14 protein-coding genes and 1 pseudogene are annotated in these 14,524 nt (G+C 62.2%); 10 read left to right on the plus strand and 5 right to left on the minus strand.

Going from position 1 to position 14,524, the window contains the following annotated elements:
• Positions 1-3: 3 nt before the first annotated feature.
• Both ACSVHC_RS19875 and ACSVHC_RS19880 read left to right on the plus strand, forming a co-directional pair.
• Positions 4-930, plus strand: a complete 927-nt coding sequence (locus ACSVHC_RS19875) for a carbohydrate ABC transporter permease (RefSeq protein WP_439181242.1) — start codon at positions 4-6, stop codon at positions 928-930.
• A gap of 47 nt (positions 931-977) precedes the next feature.
• On the plus strand, positions 978-1,805 hold the full coding sequence (locus ACSVHC_RS19880) for a carbohydrate ABC transporter permease (RefSeq protein WP_437774033.1): 828 nt from the start codon (positions 978-980) through the stop codon (positions 1,803-1,805).
• A gap of 32 nt (positions 1,806-1,837) precedes the next feature.
• Here the strand turns inward: ACSVHC_RS19880 and ACSVHC_RS19885 are convergent, their stop codons facing one another.
• Positions 1,838-2,041 (minus strand): hypothetical protein, encoded by a 204-nt coding sequence (locus ACSVHC_RS19885; protein WP_113990700.1) that lies wholly within the window; start codon positions 2,039-2,041, stop codon positions 1,838-1,840.
• Between the two features lie 449 nt (positions 2,042-2,490).
• Between ACSVHC_RS19885 and ACSVHC_RS19890 the strand changes: the two genes are divergently transcribed.
• Both ACSVHC_RS19890 and metE read left to right on the plus strand, forming a co-directional pair.
• The gene (locus ACSVHC_RS19890) at positions 2,491-3,459 is read left to right on the plus strand and encodes a methylenetetrahydrofolate reductase (RefSeq protein WP_345452188.1); all 969 of its coding nucleotides are present in this window, start codon (positions 2,491-2,493) and stop codon (positions 3,457-3,459) included.
• Between the two features lie 66 nt (positions 3,460-3,525).
• Entirely contained in the window at positions 3,526-5,859 is a 2,334-nt protein-coding gene (metE, locus tag ACSVHC_RS19895; protein ID WP_437770351.1) for a 5-methyltetrahydropteroyltriglutamate--homocysteine S-methyltransferase, read from the plus strand.
• A 72-nt stretch (positions 5,860-5,931) separates the two neighbouring features.
• Here the strand turns inward: metE and ACSVHC_RS19900 are convergent, their stop codons facing one another.
• Positions 5,932-6,438 carry a DUF2004 domain-containing protein gene (locus ACSVHC_RS19900; protein WP_236811282.1) on the minus strand — a complete coding sequence of 169 codons (507 nt, stop codon included), beginning with the start codon at positions 6,436-6,438 and terminating at the stop codon, positions 5,932-5,934.
• 51 nt (positions 6,439-6,489) lie between these two features.
• Positions 6,490-7,467 carry a LysR family transcriptional regulator gene (locus ACSVHC_RS19905; RefSeq protein WP_437770350.1) on the minus strand — a complete coding sequence of 326 codons (978 nt, stop codon included), beginning with the start codon at positions 7,465-7,467 and terminating at the stop codon, positions 6,490-6,492.
• Between the two features lie 489 nt (positions 7,468-7,956).
• Here ACSVHC_RS19905 and nrdH point away from each other — a divergent pair, with 489 nt between their 5' ends.
• The 4 genes from nrdH to nrdF all read left to right on the plus strand — a co-directional run bounded on the left by nrdH (position 7,957) and on the right by nrdF (position 11,977).
• Entirely contained in the window at positions 7,957-8,199 is a 243-nt protein-coding gene (gene nrdH / locus ACSVHC_RS19910; protein WP_028267421.1) for a glutaredoxin-like protein NrdH, read from the plus strand.
• Positions 8,200-8,254: 55 nt separating this feature from the next.
• Positions 8,255-8,725: a class Ib ribonucleoside-diphosphate reductase assembly flavoprotein NrdI gene (gene nrdI / locus ACSVHC_RS19915; RefSeq protein WP_437770349.1), complete on the plus strand. Its 471-nt coding sequence runs from the start codon at positions 8,255-8,257 to the stop codon at positions 8,723-8,725.
• A gap of 11 nt (positions 8,726-8,736) precedes the next feature.
• Positions 8,737-10,884, plus strand: a complete 2,148-nt coding sequence (gene nrdE / locus ACSVHC_RS19920; RefSeq protein WP_437770348.1) for a class 1b ribonucleoside-diphosphate reductase subunit alpha — start codon at positions 8,737-8,739, stop codon at positions 10,882-10,884.
• A gap of 118 nt (positions 10,885-11,002) precedes the next feature.
• A complete protein-coding gene (gene nrdF, locus ACSVHC_RS19925) occupies positions 11,003-11,977 on the plus strand; it encodes a class 1b ribonucleoside-diphosphate reductase subunit beta (protein WP_059389329.1) in 975 nt (324 codons plus the stop codon).
• Between the two features lie 261 nt (positions 11,978-12,238).
• Here the strand turns inward: nrdF and ACSVHC_RS19930 are convergent, their stop codons facing one another.
• On the minus strand, positions 12,239-12,547 hold the full coding sequence (locus ACSVHC_RS19930; RefSeq protein WP_437770347.1) for a hypothetical protein: 309 nt from the start codon (positions 12,545-12,547) through the stop codon (positions 12,239-12,241).
• A 90-nt stretch (positions 12,548-12,637) separates the two neighbouring features.
• Positions 12,638-13,471 (minus strand): sulfurtransferase, encoded by an 834-nt coding sequence (locus tag ACSVHC_RS19935; RefSeq protein ID WP_437770346.1) that lies wholly within the window; start codon positions 13,469-13,471, stop codon positions 12,638-12,640.
• Between ACSVHC_RS19935 and ACSVHC_RS19940 the strand changes: the two genes are divergently transcribed.
• Together ACSVHC_RS19940 and ACSVHC_RS19945 are read left to right on the plus strand one after the other, a co-directional pair.
• Complete coding sequence (locus ACSVHC_RS19940) at positions 13,439-13,858, plus strand: hypothetical protein (protein ID WP_437770345.1); 420 nt, start codon at positions 13,439-13,441, stop codon at positions 13,856-13,858. The genes ACSVHC_RS19935 and ACSVHC_RS19940 overlap by 33 nt on opposite strands.
• Before the next feature lie 498 nt (positions 13,859-14,356).
• Positions 14,357-14,509 (plus strand): annotated as a pseudogene (locus ACSVHC_RS19945) (MarR family transcriptional regulator); the annotation flags it as partial.
• Positions 14,510-14,524: the final 15 nt, after the last annotated feature.

Genomic DNA, 14,524 nt, shown 5'->3' on the forward strand with positions numbered 1-14,524 from the left:
CGCATGGCAGTCCCTGATTCCCTCAGCCGCGGTTCCCTGCGGCGCAGACCCCCGATCGGAAGGTCTCTGCGTCGCGGGCTCCGCTTGCTGCCGGTAGTGCCGTCAATCCTGCTATTGGCCCTCTTCATGTTGGCGCCCGTGGCGTGGTCCTTCTACTCCTCCTTCACCAACGCCGCATTGTCCGGCAAGGCTGCGCTGAACCCCGAATGGGTCGGCCTGGACAACTATGCCCGGATGCTGACGGATTCCGTCTTCCCGCTCTCGGCATGGCTGACGGTTGTCTTCGTGGCCGTCTCGGCGATCCTCGGACAGAACGCCCTCGGCTTGGTCATTGCCTTGTTGATGACCAGGTCCGGGGGAGCGACGGCGTCGCTGGTGGGCACGGTGGTGGTCGCCTCGTGGATACTGCCGGAGATCGTCGCGGCCTTCGCGGCCTACGCGTACTTCAGCCAGGACGGCACGCTCAACCAGCTCTTGGGAATGTTCGGTGTCCAGGGCACCAACTGGCTCTATGCCTTTCCGATGGCCGCCATCATCCTGGCAAATGTCTGGCGCGGCACCGCGTTCTCGATGCTGGTCTACAGGGCGGCGCTCTCCCAGGTCCCGCGCGACGTTTCCGAAGCCGCCCTCATGGACGGGGCAAGGGGTTGGCAACGTCTGGCCTTGATCACCCTTCCGATCATCCGCGGTAGCATCGCCACCAACCTCATGCTGATCACCCTCCAGACGCTCGCGGTATTCACCCTGATCTGGGTGATGACGGCGGGTGGTCCCTCGAACGAGAGCACCACCTTGCCCGTGCTCGCGTACCAGGAAGCCTTCAAGCTCGGAGACATCGGCTACGGCACCGCGATCGCTTCAGTATTGATCCTGATCGGCATGGTCTTCGGTGCCGTGTACGTCAGGTTGATCCGCGGAGCGAAAACGTGACCTCCCTGCCCCGTGCGCCTTTGCTCGCCGGGAAGCGCCCGACGGCGGTGGCCGGGGGACGGCTCCGGATCCGCCTGGCTGCCAATGCGGCTTTGGCCGTGATCGGGCTGTGTTTTGTGCTACCCCTTGCGTGGTTGCTTCTTGCTTCCGTTGATCCGCACGCCGGCTACGAGACGCGGTGGCCGCAATCGGCGTCGCTCGCTAATTTTGCAGCCGTACTGACGCCAGGGCTGCTCTTCCAGCCACTCATGAACAGCTTCGTGCTCTCCGCCGGAACCGCCGTCGTGAATCTGGCGGTCGCAGTGCTCGCTGCCTATCCGCTGTCCCGCTACCAATCGCGATTCAACAAGCCGTTCCTGTACGCGATCCTGTTCGGCACGTCGCTCCCGGTCACGGCGATCATGGTGCCGGTCTATGGTCTGTTCGTGCAGCTGCAATTGCTGGACTCGATGCCGGCAACCATCTTCTTCATGGCAACCACCACGTTGCCCATGGCCATTTGGATGACAAAGAACTTCATGGACTCCGTCCCGCTTGAGCTCGAGGAAGCTGCCTGGATGGACGGCGCCTCGGGACTGGCCACACTGCGGAGAATCGTGGTGCCCCTGATGAGGCAAGGGCTGGGCGTGGTGTTCATCTTCGTCTTCATCCAGGCATGGGGGAACTTCTTCGTCCCGTTCATCCTGTTGTTGTCTACCTCAAAGCAGCCAGCCGCGGTGTCCGTCTTCAGCTTCTTTGGCCAGCACGGAGCCATTGCTTACGGAGAACTTGCGGCGTTCTCCATCTTGTATTCGGTCCCGGTGCTTATCCTCTACACCCTGGTTGCCAGGGGCTCCGGCAGCGCGTTTGCGCTTTCCGGCGCGATGAAGGGCTGATCAGCCGACGGCCGGCACTCAGCAGCCGGGACTCAGTCGATGTCCTCCACGATGGTGCCGTACGGGATGGAATCATCCAGATGCGCTTGATGGCCTGTAAGGCCACGGTTGTAAAGTACGCGCACACCGTGAAGCTTGTCCGCGGCCGATTGCATCAAGATGGGGCGGACGGTTTGGATGAACCGCTCGTCCTTGCCGTCGAGGTATTCCTGATAACTGGCTGGAAGCTGGATCATGGCAAAAGAATAGTCCTGCAGGACCGTCATGGGGAGGGCTCGCGACGGGGTTCTCCGTGGCGTACTGTTTGCGGCTCAACCCTGCCAGATGCGAAAACGAACAATCTTCAGAAATCAGTCGAAACGTAGCGTAAAAGTGCGTCTTAATTCGGTGGGGGATTTGTGGCGCCCGGGGCCTCGATCTAGAGTCGTATTCAAGTTACCGCGGTAACGTGTCAGCGATCCTCCGCCGGATCTGCCTCTTGAAGGCAGGCAGGAGGGTGTGGGTGCCCCCATGTGGGCCTGACATTTGCACACGGACAACTTCATTCCAGGCGTAACAGTCGCGGCTGCGCCCTGCTGGAGTTCGTTGCGTGTATCCCCAAACTCAATTCACCGATTCTGCAGTCCACGGACCTGGTTTTCAAGTCCGTGAACGCAGGCCCGCTGACACACAGCCAAGGACGCAAATGTCACCACCAAGCCTCATCGACACTCATCCGAACTTGACCGGCGCGGCTCCCGTTGCCCTGTCCTACGAACTTTTCCCTCCCCGCTCTCCAGCGGCCGCGGAGTCCCTCTGGACGACCATCGGCGAGCTCGAGGCCACTGACCCCGACTTCGTCTCCGTGACCTACGGCGCCAGTGGATCCAACCGGGACACCGCCGTCGAGCTCATCAACCGGCTCCTGCTCGAAACGACCCTGCGGCCATTGGCCCACCTGACCTGCGTCGGAAACACCCCGGAGGAATTGGCCGAGATCATCGGCGAGCTTCTGGACAACGGCGTGCGCGGCATCCTTGCGCTGCGTGGCGACCTCCCTAAGGACAGCGGACAGCCGGTCAACGGTTCGCTGCGCTACGCCCAGGACCTGATCGAACTGATCCGCCGCGTGGAACAGCGACGTTCGGCCCTCCTGTGCGCTGGCAAGATCGCCGTCGGCGTGGCCGCCTATCCCACCCGCCACCCTGAGTCCCCGAGCGTGGAGCACGACGTCGAGGTGCTGCTCGCGAAGCAGCGCTCGGGCGCCGACTTCGCCATCACACAGGTCTTCTTCCACACCGAGCAATATGCGGACCTGATCTCCCGTGCCCGACGTGCGGGCGTCACGATCCCGATTATTCCGGGCGTCATGCCGCTGACGAGCCTTCGCCGGCTCAAGCGACTCGGCGAGCTCACCGGCGTCGAACCGGCACCGGAGCTGATCGACCGCCTTGCCGCGGCGGACAGCGACGCCGAACGGCGCAAGATCGGAGTCCGCGCCACCGTGGATCTGGCCAATGCCGCCCTCCAAGCCGGTGCTCCGGGCATCCACCTGTACACCTTCAACGAGCACGCCTGCGCCCTGGACGTGCTGGACAAGCTTGCCTTGCCCCGGCCGGCCCGGCCTGCCAGCAGGCTCAGCGCCATTGCCCGCCGGCAAGAACTCGTCAGCTGATCAGCCAACGCTGCTCCGCAAACCCCTAGACACATCGATTTGCACCTACTGCCCCAAGGAAATCCCATGACTGAACAGAACACCACCCAGTTCCCCGCAGCATCCCTGCTCGGCTACCCGCGCATCGGCCGCCGTCGCGAACTCAAGAAGGCCGTCGAAGCCTACTGGGCCGGCAAGATCGACGCCGCCGCCCTTGACGCCGCCGCCAAGGACATCCAGCTGACCACCGCGAAGCGGCTCCAGGAACTCGGCCTCAACGAAGCCGCCGCCGTTCCGGGCACCTTCTCCTTCTACGACCAGGTACTTGACGCAACGGCTCACTTGGGCGCCGTCCCGGCCCGTTTCGGCCAGCTGCTCAACGCCGAAGGCCAGCTCGACATCGATGGCTACTTCACCTTGGCGCGCGGCAACAAGGAACAGCAGCCGCTGGAAATGACCAAGTGGTTCGACACCAACTACCACTACCTCGTGCCGGAAATCGGCCCGGAGACCGACTTCAAGCTCGCCTCCAACCGCATCGTCGAGGAATTCGAGTTCGCCTTGGCCAACGGCATCGAGACCCGCCCGTACATCGTCGGACCGGTCACCTACTTGCTGCTTTCCAAGGCTTCCGACGACGCCCCTGCGGGCTTCGCTCCGCTGTCCCGCCTCGAGGACATCCTCCCGGTCTACGTCGAACTTCTCGGCAAGCTCGCCGCTGCAGGCGCCAGCTGGATCCAGTTGGACGAGCCCGCCCTCGTTGTCGACCAGGACACCCCGGCCGCGGAAATCCAGGCCGCCACCGCCCGTGCGTACGAAGTGCTCGCAGGTGCCTCAGCGCGCCCGCAGCTCTTCGTCTCCACCCCGTACGGTTCACTCGACGGCCAGCTCGGCACCCTTGCCGCGACCAACATCGACGCCCTGCACGTCGACGTCTTCAAGGGCGCGGTTCCGTCTGCAGCGGCCCTGGCGGGCCTGGGCAACAAGACCCTTGTTGCCGGCGTCGTCGACGGCCACAACATCTGGCGCAACGACCTCGCCGTCTCGGCCGCCAAGCTGGACGAATTGAAGGCCGCTGCCGGCAAGCTTGCCGTCAGCACCTCCACTTCCACCCAGCACGTTCCGCACGACACTGCCGAGGAGACCCAGCTCTCCGCGCAGCTCCGCAGCTGGCTCGCATTCGCTGACCAGAAGGCCGTCGAGGTAAAGGTCCTCGCGGACTACCTGGCCAACCCGGCTTCCGCGAAGGCCGCCATCGACGAAGCTTCCGCTGTGATCGCCTCCCGCGCCACCGCCGAAGGCGTCCAGCGCGCCGACGTGCGTGCCCGCACCGCTGCCCTCACCGAGGCCGACTTCAACCGCTCCGAATACTCGGTCCGCGAAGCCGCCCAGGAAGCAGCGCTGCACCTGCCGCCGCTGCCCACCACCACCATCGGTTCCTTCCCGCAGACCTCGGAAATCCGCTCCGCCCGCGCCCGCAACAACAAGGGCGAGCTGAGCAACGAGCAGTACGAGCAGCTCATGAAGGACGAGATCAAGCGCGTCGTCGAGCTGCAGGAAGAGCTCGGCTACGACGTCCTGGTGCACGGCGAGCCCGAGCGCAACGATATGGTCCAGTACTTCGCCGAGAACCTCGAAGGCTTCGACGTGACGGTTCACGGCTGGGTCCAGTCTTACGGCTCCCGCTGCACCCGTCCGTCCATCCTCTGGGGCGATGTCACCCGTTCGGCTCCCATCACGGTTGCGTGGGCCGAATACGCGCAGTCCCTCACCAGCAAGCCGATGAAGGGCATGCTCACCGGTCCGGTCACCATCCTGGCCTGGTCCTTCGTCCGCGACGACCAGCCGCTCGGCGAGACCGCCAACCAGGTCGGACTGGCGCTGCGTGACGAAATCGCCGATCTCGAAGCTGCCGGCATCAAGGTCATCCAGGTGGACGAGCCCGCACTGCGCGAACTCCTGCCGCTGCGCAAGGCTGACCACGCCGCTTACTTGAAGTGGTCGGTTGACTCCTTCCGCCTGGCTACCGCCGGTGCCGCCGATGCCACCCAGATCCACACCCACCTCTGCTACTCGGAGTTCGGTGTGATCATTGACGCGATCGACGGCCTCGACGCCGACGTCACGTCCATCGAAGCAGCACGTTCACGCATGGAGGTTGTCCACGACCTCGAGGCGCACCACTTCGGCCGTGGCGTTGGTCCTGGCGTTTACGACATCCACTCGCCGCGTGTTCCGGGCGAGGCAGAAGTCACCGAGCTCCTGTCCACCGCCGTCAAGCACGTTCCGTCCCGCCAGCTCTGGGTCAACCCGGACTGCGGCCTGAAGACCCGTGGCTACGCCGAGACCGAAGAGTCCCTGCGCAACCTGGTCAAGGCCACCAAGACGGTCCGCGCCGGACTGCTGGAAGCAGCCAAGTAGGCATCACGTAGTACAAAGGGCGTCGGCCGGTCACCTCGAAAGGTGACCGGCCGACGTCGTTTTAACTCTGCGTCAGGACTCCCAGAGGATCTCGTCGTCCACAACGCCGTCCTCATCTGCCGCGACCACCAGGAGCTCGTCGGTGAAGTGCGAGCCCAAGGTGAAGTCAAGCACGAAATAGCGCTCCGGCTGGCCGGGGTAGATCGCTACATGACCTAGTTTGAGGGCCCTGAGGAAGACGTCCTTGGTGAGCTGCGTCTTGTCGCGGACGCCGAACACCGCCTCCAGTTGCTCTTCCTTGAGCTGGTTGGAGTGGAAGTGGAGGAACTGCTGGGAGTTGGTGCCGTCCTGGTCCAGCTCCTCGGCGATCATGTCCCGGACCTGGTCCACCAACTCGGGGAGGTAGCCCAGGCGGTAGTCCACCTTGTGGAGTGCCTTCTCGTCGAAGTGGTCATGCGCCGTGACGTTCAGGTCCAGTTCGAGGGGATTTCCGGCGAGCTCGTGCGAAGCCACGTAACAGTGCTCCCGCCCGTGGTTGAGCTCGATCTCCCCAAAATGTTTGCTCGCTACCTTGCTCATGTCTTCAAGATAGTCCCAAACAAGCGGCCTGTTCCAGCATCCTGGAAGATTTCAGGTACGGGGTTTAGGCGTTGACTTTTGAGTCGTTTTGGGCATCGTCGCGGCGCTGCGCGCCCGGACCGTTGCGGTGCTCCCGCGAAGCGTGTCGGCCAGCAATTCCGTGAACAGCTGCACCTGCGCCGTGCGCTTCTCGTTGAGGAGCAGTGCGAACACGTTGCGGGCGAGCCGGATGTCCGGAACATCGAGAACCACGACGCCGGGCGGCCGGTGCCGCAGCGCGAGTTCCGGCACCAGCGCGGCGCCGAGCCCCGCTGCCGCCATCTCGAGGCTGGCGTGGAAGTCATCGCTGTAGGCCACGACGCGCGGGTGCAGATTGCAACTGGCGAAGAGGCGCTCGATCACCACGGCGTCGCTGGTGCCCGGATGGTGCATGATCCAAGGCATGTCCGAGAGTTGCGATGCCTGCATTTCGGCGTCCTCCCGGATGCCCCACGACCCGGGGAGCACCACCCTGAAATCGTCGTCGCCGATCCATTGCCGGTCCAAGGTGTGGGGCCACGCGAGCCCGGACTGGCCCACTTGGTACACCAGCGCCAGGTCCAGTTCGCCGCCGGTGCGCAGCCCCTGGATGGTCTGCGAAGGTTCGGCCACCCATACGCGGAGTTCAATGCCAAGATTCTTCCAGCGCGGGTTCCGGAGGATGTCCGGGAGGATGTAGGTTGCCAGGCTGGGGAAAATGCCAAGCCGAAGTTCCTGGACGGGGGAGTCCGTGCTCCGTGAGGCGGCCGCCAGGAGGGTCTCGACGTCGGTGAGCACCTTGGAGGCATGGCGCACCATGGTGAGGGCGGCTTCGGTGGGAACCACGCTTCGGGCGGAACGGTGGAAGAGTTCGACGCCGGTGTCCCGCTCCAGCGCTGCCATCTGTTGGGAGACGGCTGATGCGGTGTAGCCGAGCCGCGCGGCGGCTGACGCGAAGGAACCGAGCCGCGTGACTTCAAGCAGCGTCCGCAGGTGGAGAAGGTTGACCATCAGTGATCCTTAGGCTCGGTGCCGGCCGAAAGACCGTGGAAGCAAGCATAGCTGTGTGAATTCGGTCTCCGCTGTTGCTGTTGCTGGGTCGGCCCGGCGCCACGAAACCGTGTTTGCAGGATGCCGCGACACGCCGGGATCCAAGCGACACGCTGGCGATTAAATGTGGCTAAGTAGTCCACAGGGTGTGGATTACGTCTCCGGATTTGGCGGATTCCCGGACATTTTTAGCTCCCTTGCCTGTGGACTACCGGTGCGTAAAATGACATACTTGTAATACATCATCTTGGGGTTCCGCCGAGGCGCTTGCACTACATGTAGTATCGATTTACGGATTGAGCGGGAAACCAGCACAAGACATGAATGCAAGACGTGAATAGGATAGTTTGGCCGCCCAGGCGGCCAGCGGGCCAGTATCGGAGTCGGAATCAGTTCCGGTCGGGGCCTGCCGAACGAAGAGCAAAGACTTCAACAAAGGGGACAGGGACCATGACTGTTACGGTTTACACGAAGCCGGCCTGTGTTCAGTGCAACGCAACGTACCGTGCACTCGACAAAAAGGGCATCGCCTACCAGAGCGTTGACATCTCACAGGATGCCGAGGCCCTTGAGCGCCTGAAGGCCCTTGGATACATGCAGGCCCCCGTCGTGGTGACCGAGCAGGACCACTGGTCAGGATTCCGTCCGGACAAGATCGAAGAGCTGGCACTGGCTGCCGCTTCGGTGGCCTAGTTTTCAAGACTCCGCCACAACAACAAAGTATTCCAATGTAGTCGAGGTGACTCCCATGGCAGCGCTGGCAACAGCTCCTGCTCAAGAAATGGCTGAAGCTGTCAGCACGCGGAGTCACCTCATCTACTTTTCCTCCACATCTGAGAACACCAAGCGCTTCGTCCAGAAGCTCGGCGTCGACGCGGCACGCATTCCGCTCCATGCCAAGGACGCGCCGCTGCTCGCGCTGGAACCCTTCGTCCTGGTGTTGCCCACGTATGGCGGCACGAATGGCGAAGGATCGGTGCCCAAGCAAGTCATCAGGTTTCTGAACAACCCGCAGAACAGGGAACTGATCCGCGGCGTCATCGGAGCAGGAAACACCAACTTCGCGGAAAACTACTGCATGGCGGCAGACATTATCGCCGCCAAGTGCAAGGTCCCGCATCTCTACAAATTTGAACTCATGGGGACGCCTGAAGACGTCCAAAGGGTCAACGAAGGGCTGGAAAAGTTTTGGACACGACTGTCGCAGATACAGAAGTAACCAAGGGCGCTATGGACACCGCCAAGGTCAAGAAGCCATTGCCGGAGGCCTACAAGGGCCTTGGCTACCATGAGCTCAACGCGATGTTGAACCTCTATGGTCCGAACGGAGAGATCCAGTTCGAAGCCGACCGCGAGGCCGCGCACCAGTACTTCCTGCAGCACGTGAACAACAACACCGTCTTCTTCCACGACCTGGAAGAGAAGCTGGACTACCTGGTCAAGAACCAGTACTACGAGCGCGAAACCCTAGATCAGTACACGATGAACTTCATCCGTGAACTCTTCAACCGCGCCTATAAGAAGAAGTTCCGCTTCGAGACCTTCCTCGGCGCCTTCAAGTTCTACACCTCGTACACGCTCAAGACGTTCGACGGCAAGCGCTTCCTGGAGCGCTACGAAGACCGTGTCTGCATGGTTGCCCTGCACCTTGCCCGCGGCAACGAAGAACTGGCAAGCCGCCTCGTCGACGAGATCATCGACGGCCGCTTCCAGCCCGCCACCCCCACGTTCCTCAATGCCGGCAAGGCCCAGCGCGGCGAGCTGGTCTCCTGCTTCCTGTTGCGCATCGAAGACAACATGGAATCGATCGCCCGCGGCATCAACTCGGCGCTGCAGCTGTCCAAGCGCGGCGGTGGCGTGGCCCTCTCGCTGACCAACATCCGCGAGCACGGCGCCCCGATCAAGCAGATCGAGAACCAGTCCTCCGGTGTCATCCCGGTCATGAAGCTCCTCGAAGACAGCTTCTCCTACGCCAACCAGCTCGGTGCCCGCCAGGGTGCGGGGGCCGTGTACCTGCACGCCCACCACCCGGACATCTACCGCTTCCTGGACACCAAGCGTGAAAACGCCGACGAGAAGATCCGCATCAAGACGCTGTCCCTCGGCGTCGTGGTCCCGGACATCACGTTCGAACTGGCCAGGAAGAACGAGGACATGTACCTCTTCTCCCCGTACGACGTCGAACGCGTCTACGGCGTCCCCTTCTCCGACATCTCGGTCACCGAGAAGTACTACGAGATGGTGGACGACTCCCGGATCAAGAAGACCAAGATCAGCGCCCGCGAGTTCTTCCAGACACTCGCGGAGATCCAGTTCGAGTCCGGCTACCCGTACATCATGTTCGAGGACACCGTAAACCGGGCCAACCCGATCGCGGGCAAGATCACCATGAGCAACCTGTGCTCGGAGATCCTGCAGGTTTCCACGCCTTCCATCTACGCCGAGGACCTCAGCTACGAGACGGTGGGCAAGGACATCTCCTGCAACCTTGGTTCGATGAACATCGCCAAGACCATGGACTCCCCGGACTTCGGCCTGTCGATCGAGACGTCCATCCGCGCCCTCAGCGCGGTGTCGGACATGTCCTACATCAACTCGGTGCCGTCCATCGCACAGGGCAACGCCCAGAGCCACGCCATCGGCCTTGGCCAGATGAACCTGCACGGCTACCTTGCCCGTGAGCACGTCCACTACGGTTCCGAAGAGGGCCTGGACTTCACCAACATCTACTTCTACACGGTGCTGTTCCACGCTCTCCGCGCTTCGAACAAGCTGGCCATCGAGACCGGTCAGCCCTTCGCCGGCTTCGAGAACTCCACGTACGCGAGCGGCGAGTTCTTCAACAAGTACACCGAGCAGGAATGGACCCCGGAGACTGAGCGCGTCAGCGAGCTCTTCGCCGGCATCCACATTCCGACGCAGGACGACTGGCGCGAGCTGAAGGCTTCCGTTATGGAGCACGGCATCTACAACCAGAACCTGCAGGCCGTGCCGCCCACCGGTTCCATCAGCTACATCAACAACTCGACGTCGTCGATCCACCCGGTGGCCGCCAAGATCGAAATCCGCAAGGAAGGCAAGATCGGCCGCGTCTACTACCCGGCTCCCTACCTCGACAACGACAACCTGGAGTACTACCAGGACGCGTACGAGATCGGCTACGAGAAGATCATCGACACCTACGCTGCCGCCACGCAGCACGTGGACCAGGGCCTGTCCCTGACGCTGTTCTTCAAGGACACCGCCACCACGCGTGACATCAACAAGGCGCAGATCTACGCATGGCGCAAGGGCATCAAGACGCTCTACTACATTCGCCTCCGCCAGCTCGCGCTGGAAGGGACCGAAGTTGAGGGCTGCGTTTCCTGCATGCTGTAACCGATAACGGTTGTTTATTTGCGGCAGCCGCCGCGCCTTAAAACTGAAGAGCACGACGCCGGGTGAGCGCCCGGCGTCGTACGCTTACCTTAAAGAACACATACGTTAAGGGGACGAAATGACCGAAAAGGTCAAGCTGCTTAGCCACGTCGAAGCGATCAACTGGAACCGCATCCAGGATGACAAGGACGTGGAGGTCTGGAACCGCCTGGTCAACAACTTCTGGCTGCCGGAGAAGGTGCCGCTGTCCAACGACGTCCAGTCCTGGCACACCCTGACGCCGGACGAGCAGCAACTCACCATGCGCGTATTCACGGGCCTGACCCTGCTGGACACCATCCAGGGCACGGTTGGCGCTGTTTCCCTGATCCCGGACGCGATCACCCCGCACGAAGAGGCCGTCTACACGAACATCGCCTTCATGGAGTCTGTGCACGCGAAGTCGTATTCGTCGATTTTCTCGACCCTGTGCTCCACCAAGGAGATCGACGACGCCTTCCGCTGGTCCCTCGAGAACGAGAACCTGCAGAAGAAGGCGCAAATCGTCATGGACTACTACCAGGGCGACGATCCCCTCAAGCGCAAGGTCGCTTCCACGCTGCTGGAATCGTTCCTGTTCTACTCCGGCTTCTACCTTCCGATGTACTGGTCTTCCCGTGCCAAGCTCACGAACACGGCAGACCTCATCCGCTTGATCATCCGCGACGAAGCCGTCCACGGCTACTACATCGGCTACAAGTTCCAGAAGGGCCTGGAGAAGGTCTCCGAGGAGAAGCGCCAGGAAATCAAGGACTACACCTTCGAGCTGCTCTTCGAGCTGTACGAAAACGAAGTCCAGTACACGCACGACCTCTACGACGGCGTGGGCCTGGCCGAAGACGTCAAGAAGTTCCTGCACTACAACGCCAACAAGGCCCTCATGAACCTGGGCTACGAGGCCATGTTCCCGGCCTCTGTCACCGACGTGAACCCGGCCATCCTGTCGGCGCTGTCTCCTAACGCTGACGAGAACCACGACTTCTTCTCTGGATCCGGGTCGTCTTACGTCATTGGCAAGGCTGTTAATACCGAGGATGAGGACTGGGAGTTCTAGTTTTTGTGTGAGCTGTCACTTCCATTAAAAGAAGCGCACCAGCCAGTTGGTGGAAGTCTTCCAACTGGCTGCAACTAAGCGGCCCTGCACGGCAAATCGTGCAGGGCCGCTTCGTGCGTTGTGGCTGAGATCGGAAGCTAGCCCGCGGTCGGGCCATTACGATGCGAATGTGACCGGGAATTGGCGGCGACCGCGTTAACAGATGGTGAGTAGGCCGAGTGTTTCGTCCGGGGCCGGCGCGATCTCTGATCGGATAACCGGCTAGTACTGCAGGAAGCCGCTCTGGACGGTCTGCAAATCAGTGGCCAAGGCCACCATTCCCGGGGTGGGTGGCTCCGGTTCGCCATCGATATTCCCGAAACTGTCGCCGAACCATTTGTGCCAGACTGTGGCTACGACCGCCGGGGTGATAGGCGTGCCGGCGGTTATCAGCGCCGCAAAGTCTTCCATCTCTGGGTCGTACTGGGTCTCCGGCGCTCCGCGGTCCATGACTCCGAGTAGGTCGTGGGCGCTCAGGCATTCGGTGATGGCGCTGCGCAGGCGGCCGTACTCGGGGATTGTCGTGTCCATGGTGTCAGTCTAGGAGTATGCCGAGCCACGTCACGGCTAGCGGCGGGCGTTGTTTCTCGAATCACCGAGGTTGACACGGCTTAGGCGGCCCTAATCGACCTCGACCGGCGGTCCTGAAGCATGTTGTGTCTCGACCGGGGTGTCGAGGCTAAGACCCCATTCGGCCCAGGATCCGTCGTAGACCCGGGCTCCCTCCCGTCCGAGAATTTCGGTGAGAACGTACCACGCGGTGGCCGCGCGGCCCCCGACGGTGCAGTAGGTGATCAGCTCGTCGTTTTCCTCAAGTTCGGTCACGTGCATCGCCTGGCGTAGCTCGTCGACCGGGAGGAAGGCGCCTTTCTGGTCGTAGAGATCGCCGAGGGGCCGGTGGACCGCCGTCGGGATGTGTCCGGCGCGCCCTCCCGGTTCCATTCCACCGGAGGGCCAGAACCGCTCACCGGCGTACTCGGGCTCGGAACGGACATCCAGAATCGTTGTTCCAGGGCGCCCGATGGCCTGCCGCACCGCCGGCATGTCGGCGAACAGCCTCTGGTTCCGTTCGGTGAGCTGGTATGGAGACTCTTCCACGCGGATCGGCGACGTGCCGTAGGGATGTCCTTCGAAGCGCCAGGCGTCGCAGGAGCAGTTGAGGATGCGGACATCGGCGTGTCCGTACAGCTTGAGCAGCCAGTAGCCGAGCGCCGGGGCGTAGCCGTAGCACACGACCGTCGTGGCCGGGCCTATGCCGGATCGGGCCAACAGCCGTTCGAAGGTTTCTCTGCCGACCGGGCGATACCGGCCGTCTTTGAGGTCGGTATAGATGTTCCACAGCACGGCGCCGTCGATGTGCCATTGGTTGTAGGCGGTCGCGGAAACATCCACTTCGACGACGCGGACCGCAGGATCGTAGAGGTGATTTTCCAGCCAGATGGGTTCGATGAGCATGTCCACACTCTGCGCGTTCCCGACGCGTGGATTGACCTCGAAGCTGCCGTGGAGGCAATACACCGAGCCGAGTCTGCCGTGGCTCAGCAGGACTGGGCCCGCGCCTGGGGTCCGGTTCTGGTCGCCTTGTTCGTCGCCGAACGCGGATTCCTGCCTGGTGAGGATGCCGATTGGATCGACCAGACCGGCAATCAGCTCGCTGAGGTCCGGCTGCGGGCACTGGAATGCTACGCCGCCGCCGAGCTTGGCATCGGTGGCGCCGAACTCGCCGGTGCGCTCCGGGCCGCCCGCCGGCACGTCGCACTGGACCTTCTGCGCGACCAGCTAGGTGTCTCGCCCGGCCCGAGGACCCGCGCGCTCTACCAGCAGCTTCTCGGCCGGACCTGATCTTCGGGAAGACACTCGTCCTCGGGACAGGCGTTCACCGAGATATGGTCGGCGGCATGGATACCGTCCGGGGGAGCACGCCGACGGAATAGCCATCCAAGGCGACAACTACCTCGACTGGACCATCTACTCTTTCCAGCCGGAGGTGGTGCTTCTTTCACTCGAGGAACTCGGCTATGAGTGCCCTGCGGAAGTCCGCTGATTCCCTGTTGGAAGAACTTCCAATGGACCTACATTTCGCAATTTTTGTGGGAACGGAGGCTAGTCGGCGACGCGTCGGATGGTTGGCCAAATAGGCAGACGCACCTGGCGCCCGGATCCGCCGGTTACGAGATAGTCGCCCTAGAAAGCGGCTCGGATCACAGAAGAGCGCGCGCTGCTCCGCACGAGGGAATCTTCTGCCCGGTTCAGGATGCAGTCTTTGAGTTTGAGAGACCCCTTGACGTGAGCTACATCATAGTTCTAATCTTCATTTAGTCATAAATAAAGGAGAATACAATGGTTCGGCCGAGCGGCAACGCTGACGTTACGCGGTCTGCGATCCTAGCATTTCTTGGCACCTCCGGAGGCGCTTCCCGGGCTGACTTGGCAAGGGCACTTGGCGTCTCCCCGGCTTTGATGACCCAGCTCATCAAAGAGCTCATCGCGGATGGCCTCGTGAGGGAG

It is taken from the genome of Arthrobacter sp. KNU-44, assembly GCF_051843155.1.
GTDB lineage: Bacteria > Actinomycetota > Actinomycetes > Actinomycetales > Micrococcaceae > Arthrobacter.